The sequence below is a fragment of the Mycobacterium sp. NGS22 genome (genome assembly GCF_059813095.1).
On record NZ_JCALDY010000021.1, the window covers coordinates 13,707 to 32,858 of the forward strand.

At 65.2% G+C, this 19,152-nt stretch carries 18 protein-coding genes; 14 read left to right on the forward strand and 4 right to left on the reverse strand.

From position 1 onward, the window contains the following. Positions 1 to 28: 28 nt before the first annotated feature. The 3 genes from cysE to AC5Y47_RS18860 are packed head-to-tail and all read right to left on the reverse strand — an operon-like array spanning position 29 to position 2,944. Positions 29 to 724 carry a serine O-acetyltransferase gene (gene cysE, locus AC5Y47_RS18850; RefSeq protein ID WP_499945772.1) on the reverse strand — a complete coding sequence of 232 codons (696 nt, stop codon included), beginning with the start codon at positions 722 to 724 and terminating at the stop codon, positions 29 to 31. Between the two features lie 2 nt (positions 725 to 726). Then, the gene (cysK, locus tag AC5Y47_RS18855) at positions 727 to 1,659 is read right to left on the reverse strand and encodes a cysteine synthase A (protein ID WP_499945773.1); all 933 of its coding nucleotides are present in this window, start codon (positions 1,657 to 1,659) and stop codon (positions 727 to 729) included. A gap of 10 nt (positions 1,660 to 1,669) precedes the next feature. After that, entirely contained in the window at positions 1,670 to 2,944 is a 1,275-nt protein-coding gene (locus AC5Y47_RS18860) for a thioester domain-containing protein (RefSeq protein WP_499945775.1), read from the reverse strand. Between the two features lie 363 nt (positions 2,945 to 3,307). Here AC5Y47_RS18860 and AC5Y47_RS18865 point away from each other — a divergent pair, with 363 nt between their 5' ends. The 14 genes from AC5Y47_RS18865 to AC5Y47_RS18930 all read left to right on the forward strand — a co-directional run bounded on the left by AC5Y47_RS18865 (position 3,308) and on the right by AC5Y47_RS18930 (position 18,778). Then, positions 3,308 to 4,231 (forward strand): family 2A encapsulin nanocompartment shell protein, encoded by a 924-nt coding sequence (locus AC5Y47_RS18865; RefSeq protein WP_499945776.1) that lies wholly within the window; start codon positions 3,308 to 3,310, stop codon positions 4,229 to 4,231. Continuing rightward, positions 4,218 to 6,110, forward strand: coding sequence for a family 2A encapsulin nanocompartment cargo protein cysteine desulfurase (locus AC5Y47_RS18870; RefSeq protein WP_499945777.1), 1,893 nt, complete (start codon positions 4,218 to 4,220; stop codon positions 6,108 to 6,110). Before AC5Y47_RS18865 ends, AC5Y47_RS18870 begins: the two co-directional genes overlap by 14 nt. A 245-nt stretch (positions 6,111 to 6,355) precedes the next feature. Continuing rightward, entirely contained in the window at positions 6,356 to 7,123 is a 768-nt protein-coding gene (locus tag AC5Y47_RS18875; protein ID WP_499945778.1) for an MlaE family ABC transporter permease, read from the forward strand. Positions 7,124 to 7,152: 29 nt separating this feature from the next. Then, on the forward strand, positions 7,153 to 7,971 hold the full coding sequence (locus AC5Y47_RS18880) for an ABC transporter permease (protein ID WP_499945840.1): 819 nt from the start codon (positions 7,153 to 7,155) through the stop codon (positions 7,969 to 7,971). Positions 7,972 to 7,976: 5 nt separating this feature from the next. Then, the gene (locus tag AC5Y47_RS18885) at positions 7,977 to 9,245 is read left to right on the forward strand and encodes an MCE family protein (RefSeq protein ID WP_499945779.1); all 1,269 of its coding nucleotides are present in this window, start codon (positions 7,977 to 7,979) and stop codon (positions 9,243 to 9,245) included. Continuing rightward, positions 9,242 to 10,282 carry an MCE family protein gene (locus tag AC5Y47_RS18890; RefSeq protein ID WP_499945780.1) on the forward strand — a complete coding sequence of 347 codons (1,041 nt, stop codon included), beginning with the start codon at positions 9,242 to 9,244 and terminating at the stop codon, positions 10,280 to 10,282. Before AC5Y47_RS18885 ends, AC5Y47_RS18890 begins: the two co-directional genes overlap by 4 nt. After that, the gene (locus AC5Y47_RS18895) at positions 10,279 to 11,448 is read left to right on the forward strand and encodes a virulence factor Mce family protein (protein WP_499945781.1); all 1,170 of its coding nucleotides are present in this window, start codon (positions 10,279 to 10,281) and stop codon (positions 11,446 to 11,448) included. The genes AC5Y47_RS18890 and AC5Y47_RS18895 overlap by 4 nt, the downstream gene beginning before the upstream one ends. Then, the gene (locus tag AC5Y47_RS18900) at positions 11,445 to 12,749 is read left to right on the forward strand and encodes an MCE family protein (protein WP_499945782.1); all 1,305 of its coding nucleotides are present in this window, start codon (positions 11,445 to 11,447) and stop codon (positions 12,747 to 12,749) included. The genes AC5Y47_RS18895 and AC5Y47_RS18900 overlap by 4 nt, the downstream gene beginning before the upstream one ends. Then, a complete protein-coding gene (locus AC5Y47_RS18905) occupies positions 12,746 to 13,870 on the forward strand; it encodes an MCE family protein (RefSeq protein WP_499945783.1) in 1,125 nt (374 codons plus the stop codon). The genes AC5Y47_RS18900 and AC5Y47_RS18905 overlap by 4 nt, the downstream gene beginning before the upstream one ends. Next, complete coding sequence (locus AC5Y47_RS18910) at positions 13,870 to 15,348, forward strand: MCE family protein (RefSeq protein WP_499945784.1); 1,479 nt, start codon at positions 13,870 to 13,872, stop codon at positions 15,346 to 15,348. The genes AC5Y47_RS18905 and AC5Y47_RS18910 overlap by 1 nt, the downstream gene beginning before the upstream one ends. Positions 15,349 to 15,381: 33 nt before the next feature. After that, positions 15,382 to 15,972, forward strand: a complete 591-nt coding sequence (locus tag AC5Y47_RS18915) for an Rv1363c family protein (protein WP_499945785.1) — start codon at positions 15,382 to 15,384, stop codon at positions 15,970 to 15,972. Continuing rightward, complete coding sequence (locus tag AC5Y47_RS18920) at positions 15,969 to 16,682, forward strand: hypothetical protein (RefSeq protein ID WP_499945786.1); 714 nt, start codon at positions 15,969 to 15,971, stop codon at positions 16,680 to 16,682. The genes AC5Y47_RS18915 and AC5Y47_RS18920 overlap by 4 nt, the downstream gene beginning before the upstream one ends. An 8-nt stretch (positions 16,683 to 16,690) precedes the next feature. Further along, positions 16,691 to 17,182 carry a CAP domain-containing protein gene (locus AC5Y47_RS18925; RefSeq protein WP_499945787.1) on the forward strand — a complete coding sequence of 164 codons (492 nt, stop codon included), beginning with the start codon at positions 16,691 to 16,693 and terminating at the stop codon, positions 17,180 to 17,182. A gap of 183 nt (positions 17,183 to 17,365) precedes the next feature. Continuing rightward, entirely contained in the window at positions 17,366 to 18,778 is a 1,413-nt protein-coding gene (locus AC5Y47_RS18930) for an MBL fold metallo-hydrolase (RefSeq protein WP_499945788.1), read from the forward strand. Positions 18,779 to 18,782: 4 nt separating this feature from the next. Here the strand turns inward: AC5Y47_RS18930 and AC5Y47_RS18935 are convergent, their stop codons facing one another. Further along, positions 18,783 to 19,085: a hypothetical protein gene (locus AC5Y47_RS18935; protein ID WP_499945789.1), complete on the reverse strand. Its 303-nt coding sequence runs from the start codon at positions 19,083 to 19,085 to the stop codon at positions 18,783 to 18,785. Positions 19,086 to 19,152 lie beyond the last annotated feature (67 nt).

Below are 19,152 nucleotides of genomic sequence, written 5' to 3' on the forward strand. Positions count from 1 at the left end.
ACCAACACTTTCCGCAGCGCGATATTCCCTAGATGGAGAAATCCTCGCCGTACCAGACCCCGGCCTCGGGGGGACGGATGACGCGTTCGGCCGCTTGGCCGTTCTGCTTGCCGGTGCTCTGCGACTCCAATCTGGCCACCCGGGTCAGCAGCGATTTGAGGCTGGCGCCGACCAGGTCGGGCAGTTTGGATTCGTCCTCGCTGGCGGGACCGGGACGGCTGACGATCTGCCCGGGTACCCCGACCACCACCGCGCTTGCCGGGACTTCCTTGACCACGACGGAGTTCGCGCCGATCCGGCTGTCGTCGCCGATCTTGATCGCGCCCAGCACCTTGGCTCCGGCGCCGATGGTCACCCGATCGCCGACCGTCGGGTGACGTTTCCCGGTTTCACTGCCGGTGCCGCCGAGGGTGACCCCGTGGAAAATCGTCACGTCCTCGCCGACCTCGGCGGTCTCCCCGATCACCACGCCGGTCGCGTGGTCGATGAACAGGCCCGGTCCGAGCACGGCACCCGGATGAATCTCGACGCCGGTCAGGATGCGGTTCACTTCGGCCAGCGTCCGGGCCAATAGCCGCGCGCCGCGCAGCCACAACCAGTGGGTGACCCGGTGCCCCCACACGGCGTGCACGCCCGGGTAGGCAAAGACGACCTCCAGCACGGTCGGGTTGGCCGGGTCGCGGTCCCTGGCCGCCTTGATGTCGCGCCGGATCGCCGCCAGCATGGCTAGTCGCTCAGATCTTTGAACAGCACGGTGCTCAGGTACCGCTCACCGAACGACGGCAGCACGACGACGATCAACTTCCCGGCGTTCTCCGGTCGGCGGGCCAGTTCGAGGGCGGCCGCGACCGCAGCGCCCGAGGAGATACCGACCAGCAGTCCTTCCTCCTTGGCCAGGCGCCGGGCCAGGTCGAGGGCGTCGTCGTTGTCGACGGTGATGACCTCGTCGACAAGGCCCATGTCGAGCACCGCCGGGACGAACCCCGCGCCGATGCCCTGGATCGGGTGCGGTCCCTTTTGACCGCCGGACAGCACCGGCGACGCAGCCGGCTCGACGGCGACGAACTGGACCGATGGCTTGCGCTCTTTGATGGTCTGCGCGACACCGGTGATGGTGCCGCCGGTTCCGATCCCGGAGACGAAGATGTCGATCTTGCCGTCGGTGTCCTTCCAGACCTCCTCGGCAGTGGTGACCGCGTGCACGGCAGGGTTCGCCGGGTTTTCGAATTGCTGCGGAATGAAGTACCGCTGATCGGTCTTGGCGAGTTCCTCGGCCTTGGCGATGGCACCGGGCATGCCTTCGGATCCGGGAGTGAGGATGAGTTCGGCGCCGTAGGCGCGCAACAGGATTCGCCGCTCGATGCTCATCGTGTCCGGCATGGTCAGCACCAGCTTGTAGCCGCGCGCCGCGGCCACCATCGCCAGGGCGATACCGGTGTTTCCGCTGGTGGGCTCGAGGATGATGGTGTCCTCGTTGATCAAGCCCGCCTGCTCGGCCGCATCCAGCATCGCCACGCCGATGCGGTCTTTCACACTGCCCGCCGGATTGAACGATTCGAGCTTGGCGACGACGTCGGCCACCGCACCGTCGGTCACCCTGCGCAGTCGGACCAGCGGTGTGTTGCCGACCAGTTGTGTGATGTTCTCCGCGATGCTCATCTGCCTTCTCTCAAATGTCGGCCTTCGGAAAGGGCCACGTCTCGTCCCAGCTGATGTCGAATTCGATGGTCAGTTCGGTGGGCACGGTCAGGGCGACCGGGGTGAACCGCTGAGCTGGTTCTTCCATGGCCACACCCGTCAGTACCCGTCCGCCCCCGATGTGTGGGGTGGACGCGGTCAATGTTATTGCGGATGCGCCGGGGATGCGACGAAGGTAGAAATCCGTTCCCGGCCCAACCGCGCCGTCGAAGGTGAAGCCGTCGGCGTCGACGATGCCGTGCGGGTCCTCGGCGTTCAGTCTCATCGGGACGGCCACCTGGAACGGCCCGATCAGTTCGGGTTCGACGAGGGCGTCCGCATCGACGAGCGGGGGTAGGTCGGCGTCGCGGGGCGCGGCATACGCTCCCGCGAGCAGGTAGTTATACAGGTGCACGATGCGGTCGGCATTGCGGTGGTGCCGGGACCCGCTCAGCCAGAAATCCACCTGATCGATGGTGGGCGCATTCTGCGCTGCGCTGATCAGCCGGTAGTAGCGGTAGCCTCGTCGGCCTCTGCCGTGGCTGCTGGTCGAGACCGTGCTGCCCACGCCGAGCGTGCGCCGATATCGGCCTGTGCCCGGGTCGATGGTCAGCCGGGAGCCGGACACCGGCTGCCATGTCCGGCCGTCTACCGACTTCTGCAGCTCGACGGCGGCGGGATGGTCTGCAGCCGCCGACAACGAGAAGCCGCCGAGTTGAGGGTGGCCGTCGAATTCGAAGGTCAGCGCCGAGTCCGAGCGATGCACGACGATCGGCGCGTTGAGTGGCCGGGTATCCAAGGACAGACCGTTGGTGAAGTACCAGATCGCGGCCTGCGTGCCGGCGATGGCTTCGTGTTCGCTGATGTTGGCCGGCCCCATCGGATAGCCGGCCGCCCGTAGTTGCTCGCTGAGTTCGGCGACCGAACGCAGTGGGTAGGAGTGACGCAAGATCCAGTCCACTTCCGCTTCACAGTCCCGGGCGTGCAGGTGCGGCAGCGCCGACCAGGTGTCCAGCCGGTACCGCGACGGCTGGTGCGGGGCGATGCCAGTGAAGTCCAGCGAGTACGCCCGCAGGTTCGGGTTGAGCCGGATCAGGTCGGTTCGCGCGGTGGTCCCGTCGGTGAACACGATCCGGTCGACGGTGTGGGAGTAGGTGCCGCCTCGGTACCGCATCATGCGGCTGGGCTCGGCGGTGGGGCGCACCCGGACGCGACGACGGACAGCCAACTCGGGTAGCGCACGGCTGGGGGCAGACAGCAAAGTCATGGGCAGGTGATCTTTCCGAGGAATTCGAGCCGCGCATCACCGGGCCACAGGGCGGTCTGTCACAACCGCGGGCGGGGGGAGCGCGAGGATTACTGCGGGCTCAGAAGATCAACAACAACAAGACGGCATGCCAAAGCAGCGCGAGGGAACGAGGCGCGGCTGGTAGGCCTGTTGCATGCGTCCCACTATAGGGCATCGCCCTTTTCCGACCATTCGGTTCACGCGTGGTTAAAGGTTTGTGTGCGATTGCCGGGTCACTTACTCTCGGCGGGCGCCAGGCTTCCCGGTACGGCAGGATGAGCCTGGCTCGATTGAACTCATACAGATATTCAGCGTGATCGGACTTTGCGAGGAAGGACGACGATGACTACGGCTCAAAACGAGTCTCAGTCCCTGGGCGATCTTGCTGCCAGGCAGCTTGCCAATGCGACGAAGACTGTTCCCCAGCTTTCCACGATCACGCCGCGGTGGCTGCTGCACTTGCTGGGCTGGGTGCCGGTAGAGGCCGGCATCTACCGTGTCAACCGGGTGGTCAACCCCGAGCAGGTCGCGGTCAAAGCCGAGGCCGGAGCCAGTATTGATGAGCCGCTGCCCGAGACCTACGTCGACTACGAGACCAGTCCGCGCGAGTACACGCTGCGCAGCATCTCGACGCTGCTCGACGTCCACACCCGCGTCTCCGACCTGTACTCCAGCCCGCACGACCAGATCGCGCAGCAGTTGCGGCTGACCATCGAAACGATCAAAGAGCGTCAAGAGTCCGAACTGATCAACAACCCGGAATACGGTTTGCTGGCTCAGGTGACTCCGGAGCAGACCATCCAGACTCTGGTCGGCGCCCCGACCCCCGACGACCTCGACGCGCTGATCACCAAGGTGTGGAAGACGCCCAGCTTCTTCCTGACCCACCCGCTGGGCATCGCCGCGTTCGGTCGCGAGGCCACCTACCGCGGTGTGCCGCCGGTGGTGGTGAGTCTGTTCGGCGCGCAATTCATCACCTGGCGGGGCATTCCGCTGATCCCGTCGGACAAGGTGCCGGTCGAGGACGGCAAGACCAAGTTCATCCTGGTGCGCACCGGCGAGGAACGCCAAGGGGTGGTGGGCCTGTTCCAGCCTGGTCTGGTCGGGGAGCAGGCGCCGGGCCTGTCGGTGCGGTTCACCGGCATCAACAAATCCGCGATCGCCACCTACCTGGTCACGTTGTACACGTCTTTGGCTGTCCTGACCGACGACGCGCTTGCCGTGCTCGACGACGTCGCCGTGGACCAGTTCCATGAGTACAAGTGAGTACCGCTCGGTAGACGCCGAAAGCGAATTGCCGGTCAGCGCTACGGAACTCGCCGTGCTGGCCAGCCAGCTGTACGCGGCCAGCATCCGTCCGGGACCCGACAGCCCACCGCAGACCTCGCCCGTCGCCCCTCGCGGGAATGTGCCGGATACGACGGCTGCATCGTCTGCGGCACGAACGGTGATCGGCACGTCTGACCCGCTGACTTCCGGCGTGCCGGCGTTGGCGTTCTCCGACATCTATGTCCCGGCGCCGAGCTCGCCGGGGCCGGAGGCCATACCGCCACAGGCGGTGCCGGTCGCTCCGCGCGGCAACCTGCCGGATTCGACGGCGGCACCGACGGCGGCCCAGGCCCCCGCGGCAGCAGGGGTTCAGTACCTGCCGCCCGGCGTCGGTGACTTCAGCACTTTCGCCGTCCCGGCTTCGGGCATCGTGCCGACGGTGCCGGGCGTGCTGGCCGGTGCGTCACCGACCGTGCCGGTGGCCCCCCGCGGCTCGTCGCCGAGTTGGCCAGCCGAGGCGCCGTCGGTCGCTGACCTGGGCTGGTCCGACACACCGGTGCAGGCACCGGCCGGTGACGAAGCCAATTACTACTTCCTGACCCGCTCCCGAGACGTCGAGCCGGTACCGCAGTTGCCGGACGAGCACGAGGTTTTCGACGTCAACGCAGTGCGGGCGGACTTCCCGATCCTGCAGGAGACGGTCAACGGTAAGCCGTTGGTCTGGTTCGACAACGCCGCCACCACCCAGAAACCTCAGGTGGTGATCGACCGGCTGGCGTACTTCTACGCCCACGAGAACTCCAACATCCACCGTGCCGCACACGAGCTGGCGGCGCGGGCCACCGATGCCTACGAGGAGGCCCGCGAGACGGTACGGCGATTCATCGGCGCGCCGAAGGTCGAGCAGAACATCTTCGTGCGGGGGACCACCGAGGCCATCAACCTGGTGGCCTACGCCTGGGGCGGGAAGCACCTGGGGCCCGGTGACGAGATCGTCATCACGCACTTGGAGCACCACGCCAATATCGTTCCCTGGCAACTTCTTTCGCAAGCCACCGGAGCGGTGTTGAAGGTCGCGCCGGTCGACGAGGCGGGCAATCTGCTGCTCTCGGAGTTCGAGGACCTGCTCGGCCCGAAGACAAAATTGGTTGCGGCGACCCAGGTTTCGAACGCACTCGGCACGGTGACGCCGGTGGAGAAGATCGTCGAGTTGGGTCATCGCTACGGGGCGCGGGTGCTGATCGACGGCGCCCAGTCGATCCCGCATCTGCCCATCGACGTCGCCGAACTCGGCGTGGACTTCTTCGCCTTCTCCGGCCACAAGATCTACGGCCCCACCGGGATCGGGGTGCTGTACGGGTCCGAGGAGGCGCTAGCCGAGACGCCACCGTGGCAGGGCGGCGGCAACATGATCGCCGACGTCACGCTGGAGCGCTCGCTGTATCAGGGACTGCCCAACAAGTTCGAGGCCGGCACCGGCAATATCGCCGATGCGGTCGGCCTGGGGGAGGCGATCCGTTATATCGAGCGGGTCGGCATCGAGCGGATCGCGGCCTACGAGCACGCACTGCTGGAGTATGCGACACCCCGATTGGCGGACATCCCGGGAGTGCGCCTGGTCGGCACGGCTCAGGAGAAGGCCAGTGTGCTGTCGTTCGTGCTGGCCGGGCACGAACCACTCGAGGTGGGCAAGGCGCTGAACGCCGAGGGCATCGCGGTGCGTGCCGGACATCACTGTGCGCAACCCATCCTGCGCCGCTATGGTTTGGAGGCGACCGTCCGTCCCTCGTTCGCGTTCTACAACACCCACGAGGAGATCGACGTCTTCCTGCGGGCGGTCCGTCGCATCGCCGAAGGCGGCGCGAACGTAGGCTGAATCCCGCGCCCGTTCCACCTTTTCCTTCCGGCTGATTGCAAACCTCGGAACGCAATTGGGCGGCTCGTAAGCTGGCGACATGACTCTATCTGCATTCCGGCGGGGTGGTCCGCCGTCGCCTGCAGATGTCGTTAATGCATTGTCGGACAACGAATTACGCACCATCGCGACTCTTCTTGTGGCGTGGGCGTAATTGTGATGGGCCGCACGCACACATCGATCAATCCGGGGGGGTGAGCAGAACCATGAACGCAACGACTTTCGCAAAGCCGATGAACGCGCTGGGTGAGTTCTTCAGTTTCTGCGCCGAAACCTTCCTGGTCCTGGTGCGACGGCCGTGGAACTGGCGGGAGATCCTCGAGCAGATCTGGTTCGTGACCCGGGTCTCGATCTTCCCCACCATCATGCTGTCGATCCCGTACACGGTGCTGATCGTGTTCGTGCTGAACATCCTGCTGGTCGAGATCGGTGCCGGGGACTTGTCCGGGGCCGGCGCGGGGCTTGCGTCGGTGACTCAGGTGGGTCCGGTGGTTACCGCGATGGTCGTCTCCGGCGCCGGCTCCACCGCCATGTGTGCCGACCTGGGCGCGCGCAAGATCCGCGAGGAAATCGACGCGATGCAAGTCATCGGCGTCAATCCCGTTCAGGCGCTGGTGGTTCCGCGCCTGATTGCCGCCACTTTCGTTGCGGTGCTGCTCTTCTCAGTCGTCTCGGTCACCGGTTTGGTGGGCAGCTACATCTTCGTGGTGTACATCCAGCACGTCACACCGGGAGCGTTCGTGGCGGGAATGACGCTGCTCGTCGGGTTGCCGCAGGTGGTGATTTCCCTCATCAAGGCAACGCTGTTCGGCATCTCCGCGGGATTGATCGCGTGCTACAAAGGGCTTTCGTCGGGCGGCGGCCCCGCCGGTGTGGGTAGTGCCGTGAACGAGACCGTGGTGTTCTCGTTCATGGCGCTGTTCTTCATCAACATCTTGACCACCGCGCTCGGCGTGAAAGTGACCGCCAAGTGACGGACGCGACGTTCGACGAATCGACCTGGTTGGCCACCGTGGTCCCCAGGCTGAGCGCCTCGACCCGGAAGTTGGGTGAGCAGACCGCGTTCTACGGGCGCTCACTGGTGAACATCGTCGACGCGGTACGGCGTTACCCAGGTGAATTGCTGCGGCTGATCGCCGAAATGGGTATGGGCACAGGCGCGTTGGCGGTTATCGGCGGAACCGTCGGCATCATCGGATTCCTCACCCTGACCACCGGTGCCCTGGTCGCGGTGCAGGGCTACGATTCGCTGTCCAACATCGGCGTCGAGGCGATGACCGGCTTCCTGTCGGCGTTCCTGAACGTCCGGATGATCGCGCCGTGCACGGCCGGTTTGGCGTTGGCGGCAACCATCGGTGCGGGCGCCACCGCGCAACTGGGCGCCATGCGGATCAACGAGGAGATTGACGCGCTGGAGGTGATGGGCATCCGCGCGATCACCTACCTGGCGTCGACGCGGATCATCGCCGGTGTCCTGGTTGTCATTCCGCTCTACGCGGTGGCGGTGCTGGCGTCGTTCATCGCGGCCAAGTTCCTGACGATCTCGGTCTACGGCCAGTCCCGCGGCGTCTACGAGCACTACTTCTCGACGTTCCTGCATCCCGTCGATCTGCTGTGGTCATTCTTGTCGGCGCTGACGATGGCCACCGGCGTGATGGTGGTGCACACCTACTACGGCTTCACCGCGACCGGCGGGCCGGCCGGTGTCGGGGAAGCGGTCGGCCGGTCGGTGCGGTCCTCGATGATCGTCACAGCCTTTGTCTGCCTGATGATTTCGCTGTCCGTCTACGGCCAGCACGGCAACTTCAACCTCTCGGGTTAGCCGGTATGAGCGACGACAAATATCGAGGAGCCTCGAGGGCGAACAGGGTCCGCGCCAGCAGGGTCGATCCGATCTGGTACGCACCGATTCTGTTCCTGGTGCTCGCAGGCCTGATCGCGATGACCATGGGCATGTTCTCCGGCAAGCTCCAGCCCTCGGTCCCGCTGACTCTGGTGTCGGACCGCGCGGGACTGGTGATGGAACAGGGCGCCAAGGTCAAGTTTCGCGGCGTGCAAGTCGGCCAGGTCGAGGCGATCGGCACCGACGCCAAAAAGGCCAAGCTGAAATTGAAGATGCAACCGGACGCTTTCAAGTACCTACCGGGCAACGTCGAAGCAGAGATCAAGTCGACGACCGCGTTCGGCTCCAAGTACGTCGACTTGATCGCACCCGAGCACCCCAGCCCGGCCGGGTTGAAGCCCGGTGCGGTCCTGCACTCCCGGAACGTGACCGTCGAAGTCAACACCGTATTCGAGAATCTGCAGTCGCTGGTTCAGGCCATCGATCCGGCAAAGCTGAACGCGATCCTGTCGGCGTTCGCACAATCGGTGCGCGGCAAGGGCGATCGGATCGGGCAGGCGATCACCGACTCCAACAATCTGTTGCTGGCGGTCAATCCCCGGTTGCCGACAATCCACGAAGACTGGAAGCTGTTCGGCAGGACCACCGCTGCCTATTCCACTGCGGCGCAAGATATCCTGTCGATTCTCGACTCCGCGACCACGACCAGTGCCACCCTCACCCAAAACCAGCAGTCGCTGGACGCGATGCTGATGTCGGCCATCGGCTTCAGCCAGACCGGCATCAGCGTCATCGGCCGCAACGAAACCAACATCGTCCGAGCCATCAACCTGCTCGACCCGACCACCAGGCTGTTGGACATGTACTCCCCGACCTACACGTGCCTGTTCCAGGGTTCGCAGTGGTATGTGGAGCACGGCGGTCGGGACACGTTGGGCGGCAACGGATATTCGTTCATCATGGATGCCGGCTTGTTGTTCGGCGATGACCCGTACCGGTACCCCAAGCACCTGCCGAAGGTCAATGCCACCGGCGGTCCGGGTGGCAAACCCAGTTGCGGGTCGCTGCCTGACCCGAGCGCCAACTACCCGGTGCGTGCGCTGGTCACCGACACCGGATGGGGCACCGAGCCCAACGAGATTCGCACCAACCTCGCGGTAGGTAATCCCTGGTGGTCCAACTACTTCCCGACCACCAAGAACCCGCCGGAACCGCCGCGCTACTTCTACCGCGGGGGGCAACCGCCGCCATGAGTCAAGAGAAAAGACCCGGCACGTTCAAACTCTGGGCACGCGTCGCAATGTTCACCGTGGTGTGCCTGGTGTTCACATTCGCTCTGATCACGGTATTCGGACAGTTCCGTTTCGAGGACCGCACCGACTATCACGCGGTGTTCACCAACATCTCCGGCCTGAAATCCGGCAACTTCGTCCGCATTGCCGGTGCGGAGGTCGGCAAGGTCGGCGACATCACCCTGCATCGCGACGGCACGGTTAGCATCGATTTCGCCGTCGACAAGGGTCTGCGGCTCACCGAGGGCACCCGCGCGGTGGTGCGCTACGAGAACCTGATCGGTGACCGTTTCCTGGCGTTGGAGGAGGGCGCCGGATCGCCGCACCGACTGGAGCCGGGTGGCACGATCCCGCTGGCACGGACATCGCCGGCCCTGGACATCGACGTGCTGATCGGCGGCTTCCGTCCGCTGTTCCGCGCGTTGGATCCCGAACAGGTCAACGCGCTGTCGGGCCAGCTGCTGCGGATCTTTCAGGGACAGGGCGGCACTCTGTCCTCGGTGCTGGCCCAGACCGCGTCGCTGACCTCGACGTTGGCCGGGCGTAGCGAACTGATCGGTGACCTGATCGCCAACCTGAACACCGTGCTGCACACCTTCGCCGCGCGCGACCACGAATTCTCCGACGGCTTGGACAAACTCGCCGAGTTCGTCGACGGGCTTTCGCAGCGTAAGACCGACATCTCCACCGGGCTGGCCTACGTCAACGCGGCAGCCGGGTCGATCGCCGACCTCCTGGTCCAGGCACGCCAACCGATCAAGGACGTGGTGCGCGAGACCGACCGCATGGCAGGGCAAGTCATGGCCGATCACGACTATGTCGACCACCTGATCCACAGCCTGCCCGACGTGTACCAAGTGCTGTCTCGGCAGGGCCTCAACGGCGACTATTTCGGTTTCTACTTCTGCGAGGTGCTGCTCAAACTCAACGGCAAGGGCGGCAACCCCATCTACGTCAAGCTGCTGAGTCAGCCCAGCGGGCGGTGCACACCGCAATGAGCCGTTTCAGGGGCAAGCCGGGCAAGAACCGCAGCCCGTTCGTCTTGGGGGTGATGGGCACGGTCATCCTGATCCTGGTGGTGTTCGTCGCCTTTCAGTACAACAAGCTGCCGTTCGTCAACGGCTACGACAACCACGCGGCCTACTTCTCCGAGGCCGGCGGCATCAAAGCCGGCAACCAGGTGCGGGTTTCGGGCGTCGGTGTCGGCCGGGTCTCCGACATCCGTCTGGAGGGCACCAAAGTCCGGGTCGGGTTCACCGTCCGCAAAAGCGTCGAGCTGGGTGATCGCACGGAAGCGGCCATCAAGACCGAGACCATCCTGGGCTCCAAGATGCTCGAGCTGACCCCGCGCGGCGGCGGACGGCTCAAGAACACCATCCCGCTGGAACGCACCACGTCCCCCTATGACCTGCCGGATGCGTTGGGCGATCTGACAACTCAGATCAGCGGGCTCGACACCACCCAACTGTCCTCGGCCCTGACGACGCTGGCTGACACGTTGCGCGACACACCGCCCAACCTCAAGCCCGCGCTGGAGGGCGTCGCGCGATTCTCCGAGACCTTGAACAATCGGGACGCCCAGCTGCGCAGCCTGCTGACCAATGCCAACAACGTTGCCGGCGTGTTGGGCCGACGCAGCCAGCAGATCGCCGGCCTGGTATCGAATTCCAACACGCTACTGGCGGCGCTGCTTCAGGAACGCAGCTCGATCGACGCGTTGATGAACAGCATCACCGCGGTCTCACACCAGATCTCGGGATTGGTCGACGACAACCGTGCACAACTCAAGCCGGCGCTGGACAAGCTCAACGGCGTGCTCGAAATACTCGACAACCGCAAGGAAGACATTCAGCGAACCCTGCCCAAGTTCAAGCGTTACGCGATGTCCTTCGGCGAGGTGCTGGGGTCGGGTCCCTTCTTCAAAGCCTATGTGGCCAACCTGATTCCGGGTCAGCTCAGCGGGCCGATCCTCGACTCCCGGATGTATGACCGGTATCTGGACCCAAACCAGCATCTTCCTTCGGAGGCGGTCGATCCGCCGACCGGATCTCCGCCCGTACCACCGGAACTCGCGCCCGTGCCGCTGTGGTCGCAACCCCCATCTCCCGGACCCGCCCCGGGCCCGCCGCCCGAGCCCGCGCCTGCCGCAACGGGGGGATCGTGACCATTCCCCCGAACGCGCGCAGCACAGTGCGCAAAGTCACCGGTGTCAGCCTGGTCGTGATCCTGGCGCTCGCGTCCTTTCTGGTCGGCAAACAACTGTGGAAACAAGTCGACAAGAGCACCTACTCCGCGTATTTCGCTAATGCGAACGGTCTTTTCGTCGGCGACGAAGTACGGATCCTCGGCGTCGCCGTCGGCACCATCGACAACATCGAGCCGCAACCGGCGAGCTCGAAAGTGACGTTCTCCGTGGACAAGCAGTACGCGATCCCGGCCGACGCGCGCGCGGCGATCCTGTCGCCCTCACTGGTCACCTCACGGGCGATCCAGCTCGTCCCCGTCTACGCCGGAGGACCGAAACTAACTGCCGGAGCCTCGATCCCGCTGAGCCGCACCGCGGTTCCGGTCGAGTGGGACGATTTCCGCAAACAGCTGGAAAAGCTCACCGAATCCCTGCAACCTGGCCCTGGCGGGGTGAACTCGTTGGGGGAGTTCGTCAACTCGACCGCGGACAACCTGCGCGGCGAAGGCGACACCGCCCGCGACACCATCATCAAGCTGTCCGCGGCGCTTTCGGCGCTCGGCGATCACGCCGACGACATCTTCAGCACGGTGCGCAACCTGCAACTACTCGTCTCGGCGCTGTACTCCAGCAGCGATCTGCTGGTCGCGTTCAACCAGAACCTGGCCAGCGTCACCACGATCCTGTCCAACTCGCCCAACGAGGTCGCCAACGCGGTGCAGGGTCTCGACGGGGCGCTGGCGGATCTGCGTGGCTTCCTGGCGGAGAACCGGGAGTCGATCGGAGTGACCTTCGACCGGCTGAGCTCGGTGACGACGGCGCTTAACGACAGCCGCGCCGACATCAAACAGATTCTGCATGTGGTCCCGACGGTGTTCCAGAACTTCATGAACATCTACCAGCCCGCGCAGGGCGCGATGACGGGCATCATCGCGTTGAACAACTTCGCCGACATCCCCCAATGGATCTGCAGCTCAATCGAAGCGGCGTCACGGCGCGGACTGGACCGAGTTTCCAAGCTGTGCCTGCAGTACGTCGAGCCGATCATCAAGAATCGCATCTACAACTACATTCCGGCCGGGATCAACCCGTTCGTCGGGCCGCAGGCCCGCCCGGGTGAGATCACCTACAGCGAAGACAGGCTGCGCCCCGGCGGCCCACCCGCACCCGAGGCGGCCCCGCCGCCGCAACCGTTGCCCGCCGAGCAACCGGCACCGACGGTCGTAGATCCGAGGCTGGGGCTGCAGGGCCTGATGGTTCCGCAAGGACCGGCGTCATGAGGCGCGCCGTCATCGCGGCGCTCAGCGTCGCGTGCCTGTCCGTACTGCCCGGATGCGGCGACTGGCACGGCCTGAATTCACTGACGTTGCCCGGCACCTCCGGCGACGGACCGGGCTCCTACACCATTCAGGCCCAACTGCCCGACGTGGTGAATATCCAAGAGAACACCCGAGTTCGGGTGAACGACGTCAACATCGGCAACGTCACCAAGATCGAGGTCCAGGACTGGCACGCGCTGGTGACGATGCGGATCAACGGCGATGTCCACCTGCCGGCCAATTCCACAGCCAAGATCGGACAGACCAGCCTGCTCGGCTCGATGCACATCGAACTGGCACCGCCCAAGGACGAGCCGCCGGTCGGCCAACTCGGGAACGGGTCGGTCATCCCGCTGGCGCACGCGAGCATGTACCCGACCACCGAGCAAACGTTGGCCTCGGTGTCGATCCTGTTGAACGGCGGCGGCCTGAACCAGCTTCAGGAGATCACCCAGGCGGTCGCGAAGGCCTTCGCCGGCCGGGAGAACGACATGCGCAGCCTGCTGCGCCAGCTCGACGAGTTCATCGCCGGCACCAACGAGCAGACCGACGACATCATCGCTGCCGCTGAGAATCTCAATTCTTTGGCGGGTCAGTTCGCCGCCAAGGACGCGGTGGTGGATCGGGCCCTGACGACGGTGCCCCAAGCGCTCGCGGTGTTGGCCAGGGAGCGCACCCACATCGCCGACGCTATCGACCAGCTCGGCAAGTTCAGTGCGATCGCCGCCGACACGGTTCGTCAGAGCAAACAGTCCTTGGTGAACAACCTGCGCCAGATCGCGCCGGTCTTGCGGCGACTTGCCGACGCCGGACCGGCGCTCACCAAGGGACTGGACGGGTTGGCGACCTACCCGTGGCCGACGTCGACGGTGACCAACTGGTTCCGGGGCGACTATGCCAACTTGACGATGATCGTCGACCTCACCTTGAGCCGCATCGACACCGGCATCTTCACCGGTTCCCGTTGGGAAGGCAATCTCACCCAGCTCGAGCTGCAGTGGGGGCGCACCATCGGCATGCAACCCAGCCCGGTCACCGGCGGGAACCCGCTGACGTTCCCTTACCACTTCGAGGGATACTGATGCTGCGCCTGAACCGCAAGACCTGGATCCAGCTGGCCGTGCTGTCGGTCGTGACGTTGATCTCCTGTGGCGCAATGGCATTCGACTACATGAAGCTTCCCGCGACGCTGTTCGGGATTGGTGAGTACAGCGTCAGCGTCGACCTGCCGCAGTCCGGCGGACTCTACGAGAACTCCGTCGTCACCTATCGCGGAACCGACGTGGGCCAGGTCAGGTCGGTCAAGGTCACCGCCACCGGGGTGCGGGCGGTGCTGGCCATGAGATCCGGCGTCAAAGTGCCGGCCGAGGTTCAGGCTTCGGTGCACAGCCGCTCGGCGATCGGCGAGCAGTACATCGAGTTGACCCCGCGGTCGGGCGGAGACGGACGACAATCCCGGCTGCTGCGTGCCGGCGACGTCATCCCCGCCGGCAAGGTCGACGTGCCCGTCGACATCGGGCGGCTGCTGGACATGACGAACCGTGCGCTGCAAGCGATCCCGCGGGAGAACCTGCGCACCGTGATGGAGGAGGCCAACCGGGGTGTCGGCGGGCTCGGGCCGGAGCTGTCCCGAATCGTGGACGGGTCAACGGCTTTGGCTATCGCCGGCGGCCGAACCGTGGAGCCGTTGTCGGCGCTGATCGACCAGGCCCCGCCGGTGCTGAACTCCCAGGTGCAGACATCGGACGCGATCGCCACCTGGGCTCATCGGACCGCAGCGATCACTGCGCAGTTCCAGGCGCAGGATGCGGCGCTGCGAGATCTGTTGACGCAGGGCAGTTCCGGTTTGGAAGAGGGTCGCGCGATGTTCGACCGGGTCGCGCCCGCCGTGCCGGTGCTGTTCGCCAACCTGGTGAGCCTGGGTGACATCGCCTACGTCTACCGCCACGACATCGAACAGATCCTGGTGCTGTTGCCGCAGGGTATCGCGGTCATGGCGGGGTCCCTGGTGCCGAACGTCGGCACCAAACAGGACTACAAGGGCTTTTATCTGGACTTCAACCTGAACATGAACCTGCCGCCGCCCTGCACCACCGGCTTCCTGCCGCCCACGCAGCGGCGCTCGCCGGCCAGCGTGGACGCCCCGGACCGCCCGGCCGCGGAACTGTATTGCCGACTGCCGCAGGACTCCGAGCTCAATGTTCGTGGCGCGCGCAATATTCCGTGTGAGACCAAGCCGTGGAAACGTGCGCCGACCGTCGAGCTGTGCGAAAGCGACGAAGAGTACGTGGCGCTCAACGACGGCTACAACTGGAAGGGCGACCCGAACGCAACCACCAGTGGGCAGGGCGTACCGCAATACCCGCCCGGCCAGGACCCGCGGCTTGCACCGCCGCGGGGCACCGCGCCACCACCGTCGGCACCCGCGCCGATCGCGGTGGCGACCTACGACCCGGCCTCCGGCGACTACGTGGGTCCCGACGGACACCGCTACACCGAAGCCGATTTGGCGCACCCACGTGCCAAGAACTGGCAGGCGCTGCTGGTGCCGACATCCTAGGCACACCCGTACCTGCCGTGAGCAAGGAGCAATATGACCGAACAACTTGAGATCACCGACGTCGAACAACCCGATGGCGTTGACGAGCACGAGGATCCAGTCGCAAAGCGGCCAATCCCGCGCCGTCGCAATCCCTTTGCGCGGCTTTCCCAGCTCGGACGGGCGCTGGTAGCCGCCGGTGTCGTCGTGGCGGCGCTGGCCGGATTGACCGGCTGGCTCGGCTACCGCGCCTATCAGCAGCACCAAGCGCAGGCTCAGCGCGAGCTGTTCGTCCGGACCGCCCGCCAGGGCGCGGTGAACCTCACCACGCTCGACTACACCGAGATCGATGCCGACGTGCAGCGAATCCTGGACCTGGCCACCGGCACGTTCCGCGACGATTTCGAACGCCGCGCCAAGCCCTTCATCGAACTGGTCAAGGTGGCCCAATCGAAATCTGAAGGCACGGTGACCGACGCCGGCGTGGAAGCTGAGCGCGGCGACTCGGCTCAGGTGCTGGTCGCGGTCGCCGTGAAGTCACGGACCGCGGCCGGCGAAGAGGCACCGCGGGAGTGGCGCATGCGGATCGAGGTCCGCGCGGTCGGCGACGACGCCAAAATGTCCAACGTGGTGTTCGTGCCATGACGACACTGAGCGCAACGGCCGTCGAAGCGGACGAGACGACCGAATCCGCTGTGACGCCAGCGGATTCCGAGGCGACCACCGACGACGAGGCGATCACCGGCGACGAGGCGACATCGGAACCTACAGGCGACGAGGCGACATCGGAACCCACCGGCGACGAGGCCGGTGACGCCCCGGACGACGAGTCCGCGGATTCCGATCCGAAAGAGCGGCAGAAGACCCCGATCGCCTGGACGCGGGTGCTCGCCTTCGGTGTGTTGCCCGGACTCGCGTTGGTGCTGGCGTTGACCGCCGGCTACTTCAAGTGGGTGGCCTTCTCCGGTGACGAGGCGGCGCGGGCCCGAACGGAGTCGGTTCGGGTCGCCGGTGAGGATGCGGTCGCGCTGTTGTCGTACACCCCCGACTCGGCCGACAAGGATCTCGGCGCGGCCCGGGAACGCCTGACCGGTGACTTCAAGGAGGCCTACACGGCGTTGACCCGCCAGGTCGTCATCCCCGGCGCGAAAGACAAGCGCATTTCGGCGGTCGCGAAAGTCAACTCGGCGGCGTCGGTGTCCGCCACCGCCGACCATGCCGTGGTCCTGTTGTTCGTCAACCAGACAGTGACCATCGGAGACGGCGGAACCCCGACGGACACCCAGCCCGTGATCCGGGTGGTCTTGGACAAGGTCAGCGGACGATGGCTGGTGTCCCACTTCGATCCGGTGTGAGGACTTCGATGAAACGCTGGTTCCGCGTCGGCGCACCCGCCGCGATCGTGATCCTCGTATCACTCGGGGGAGTAGCTCCGGCTCGAGCCGACAACAAAAGGCTCAACGACAGCGTCATATCCGGGGTCTACACCGTGCAGCATCAAGCCGGTTGCGTCAACGATGTCGTACCGAACAACTCGCTGTACCTGGCCGCCCAGTGGCATGCCGACGACATGATCGCGCACCGAAACATGAACGACGACACCGGATCCGACGGGTCGACTCCGCAATCCCGAGCCGACGCCGCGGGCTTCCGGGGCAGGGTCGCCGAGACCGTGGCGATCAACCCTGCGCTGGCCATCAGCAGCCTCGAGGTGTTCCAGCAGTGGTTCGACAACCCGGACTACCTGACGATCATGCGGGACTGCGCCAACACCGCGATGGGGGTGTGGTCGAACAACAGCCTGGACCGCAGCGTGGTGGTTGCCCTCTACGGGCAGCCAGAGCAGCGACGCTGATTTAGACGGTTAAATTCAGCATGATTCGAGTCGGCCACCGGCGGTGGGCCTTCCAAAGACGTTGTCACCTGCGCAAGCACGCCGTGCAGCCTGAACCAGGCGTGCTCGTTCTCGCCCAGGGTTACCCCAGCGCAGATCGGGGGAACCCTACGCTGAATCCGCCTCGGGCCGAGAGGAAGAGTCGTGATCTTCACCCAGCACTATCTGGAATGTCTGTCGCAGGCTTCGTACTTCATCGGAGACGAGAGCTCGGGCCGCGCCGTCGTCGTCGACCCCCGCCGGGATATCGCCGAGTATCTCGAAGAAGCAGCCCAACACGGCATGACGATCGAACGCGTCATCGAGACTCACATCCATGCCGACTTCCTCAGCGGACACTTGGAACTGGCGGCGGCCACCGGCGCGGTGATTTCTTACGGCAAGGACGCCGAGGTCGAGTTTCCGGTCGAAGCACTGCACCACGGTCAGCGGATCTCGCTGGGAGAAGTCACCTTTGAGATATTGGCGACGCCGGGCCACACCCCAGAGTCGATCTCGGTAGTCGTCTACGAGCATCCCGACGACGAGGTGCCCTACGGGGTATGCACCGGGGACGCGCTGTTCGTCGGCGACGTCGGACGCCCGGATCTGCTTGCCGACGAAGGCATTTCAGCCGAGAACCTGGCCCGCACCCTCTACGAGACGCTGCACGGCAAGCTGCTGAAATTGCCGGACGCCACCCGCGTGTTTCCCGCCCATGGGGCCGGCTCGACCTGCGGCAAGCAGTTGTCCAGCGAAACCCACTCCACCATCGGCGAGCAGCGGAAGACGAACTACGCAGCCAAGATCGACAACGTCGACGAATTCGTCGCGTCCCTGACCTCCGACCAGGCCACCCAACCGCGCTACTTCGAGTACGACTCACATCGCAATCGCGAACAGCGTCCACTGTTGAACGACGGGCCGCCCAGCCTGTTGGGTATCGACATCGTGGAGAAGCACATCGCCGCCGGCGTGACGCCGCTGGACGGCCGCGACCCAACCGATTTCGCCGCCGGTCACCTGCGCGGCGCGATCAACGTCAGCCTCCAGGGGCGCTTCGCCGAATGGGCCGGTGGGGCACTGGAAATCGACCGGGACATCGTCTTGGTGGGAGATCCGGACAAGGCCGGTGAATCCCGGCTTCGGCTCGCGCGGGTGGGTCTGGATCGGGTGGTCGGGCAATTGGACGACCTCGCCTCGGTGTCCGACGACCGGCCCGAGCTGATTGAAACCACCAAGCGTTACAGCGCAGCTGATCTCGAGCGGCTGCGTAACTCGAGACCGAACCTGCAGATCGTCGATGTGCGCGGCAAAGCCGAGCTGGACGACGGCAAGATTCCGGGTTCGCACCACATTCCGCTGCCGGCGCTGCCCGACTCGCTGGACCGGTTGGACAGGGCGGCTCCGGTGGTCACCTACTGCGCGAGCGGTACCCGCTCCATGATCGCCGCCAGTCTTTTCCAGGCGTCGGGCTTCGGAGACGTCGCGGACCTCGTCGGCGGGTTCGGCGACTGGGAGGATGCGGGTCTGCCGGTCGACGAGGGGAATGACCCATCGCAGGATCCGCCCGCCTGATTCGCTAGCGGTTGGACACCGACCGGTCCGCGTCCGGATTCGGCTCGGTGACGTCGCACACGCACAGTCGCGTGACTTCGGGAGAGGAACGCCGCAGCAGCGTCCCGCGCCTGAGCATCTGGTGCTGCTTGAAGACCTTGTCCCGCTGGTTCTGCGAGAACGCCAGATCCAGGTTCACCGGAAATCCGGCCCAATCCACCTGGTCAGCGGGTGCACTGCCGTTTCGGCCACCGTTACGCGACCTGCAGTGCAGGGGACAGGCGGTGGTTTCGGCACCATCATCGGGACCATCAGGCTTGCGAGCCACGCGAACGACCCTCCCTTGAGTGCGCGAATCTCTAGGGTGAATGGTGCGACTCCGATGTTTCGGCAAC

Bases quoted from the DNA above. Each gene is read 5' to 3' on its own strand.
- cysE (WP_499945772.1), bottom strand. From the start codon at position 724: ATGCTGGCGGCGATCCGGCGCGACATCAAGGCGGCCAGGGACCGCGAC.
- cysK (WP_499945773.1), bottom strand. From the start codon at position 1,659: ATGAGCATCGCGGAGAACATCACACAACTGGTCGGCAACACACCGCTG.
- AC5Y47_RS18860 (WP_499945775.1), bottom strand. From the start codon at position 2,944: ATGACTTTGCTGTCTGCCCCCAGCCGTGCGCTACCCGAGTTGGCTGTC.
- AC5Y47_RS18865 (WP_499945776.1), top strand. From the start codon at position 3,308: ATGACTACGGCTCAAAACGAGTCTCAGTCCCTGGGCGATCTTGCTGCC.
- AC5Y47_RS18870 (WP_499945777.1), top strand. From the start codon at position 4,218: ATGAGTACAAGTGAGTACCGCTCGGTAGACGCCGAAAGCGAATTGCCG.
- AC5Y47_RS18875 (WP_499945778.1), top strand. From the start codon at position 6,356: ATGAACGCAACGACTTTCGCAAAGCCGATGAACGCGCTGGGTGAGTTC.
- AC5Y47_RS18885 (WP_499945779.1), top strand. From the start codon at position 7,977: ATGAGCGACGACAAATATCGAGGAGCCTCGAGGGCGAACAGGGTCCGC.
- AC5Y47_RS18890 (WP_499945780.1), top strand. From the start codon at position 9,242: ATGAGTCAAGAGAAAAGACCCGGCACGTTCAAACTCTGGGCACGCGTC.
- AC5Y47_RS18895 (WP_499945781.1), top strand. From the start codon at position 10,279: ATGAGCCGTTTCAGGGGCAAGCCGGGCAAGAACCGCAGCCCGTTCGTC.
- AC5Y47_RS18905 (WP_499945783.1), top strand. From the start codon at position 12,746: ATGAGGCGCGCCGTCATCGCGGCGCTCAGCGTCGCGTGCCTGTCCGTA.
- AC5Y47_RS18910 (WP_499945784.1), top strand. From the start codon at position 13,870: ATGCTGCGCCTGAACCGCAAGACCTGGATCCAGCTGGCCGTGCTGTCG.
- AC5Y47_RS18915 (WP_499945785.1), top strand. From the start codon at position 15,382: ATGACCGAACAACTTGAGATCACCGACGTCGAACAACCCGATGGCGTT.
- AC5Y47_RS18920 (WP_499945786.1), top strand. From the start codon at position 15,969: ATGACGACACTGAGCGCAACGGCCGTCGAAGCGGACGAGACGACCGAA.
- AC5Y47_RS18925 (WP_499945787.1), top strand. From the start codon at position 16,691: ATGAAACGCTGGTTCCGCGTCGGCGCACCCGCCGCGATCGTGATCCTC.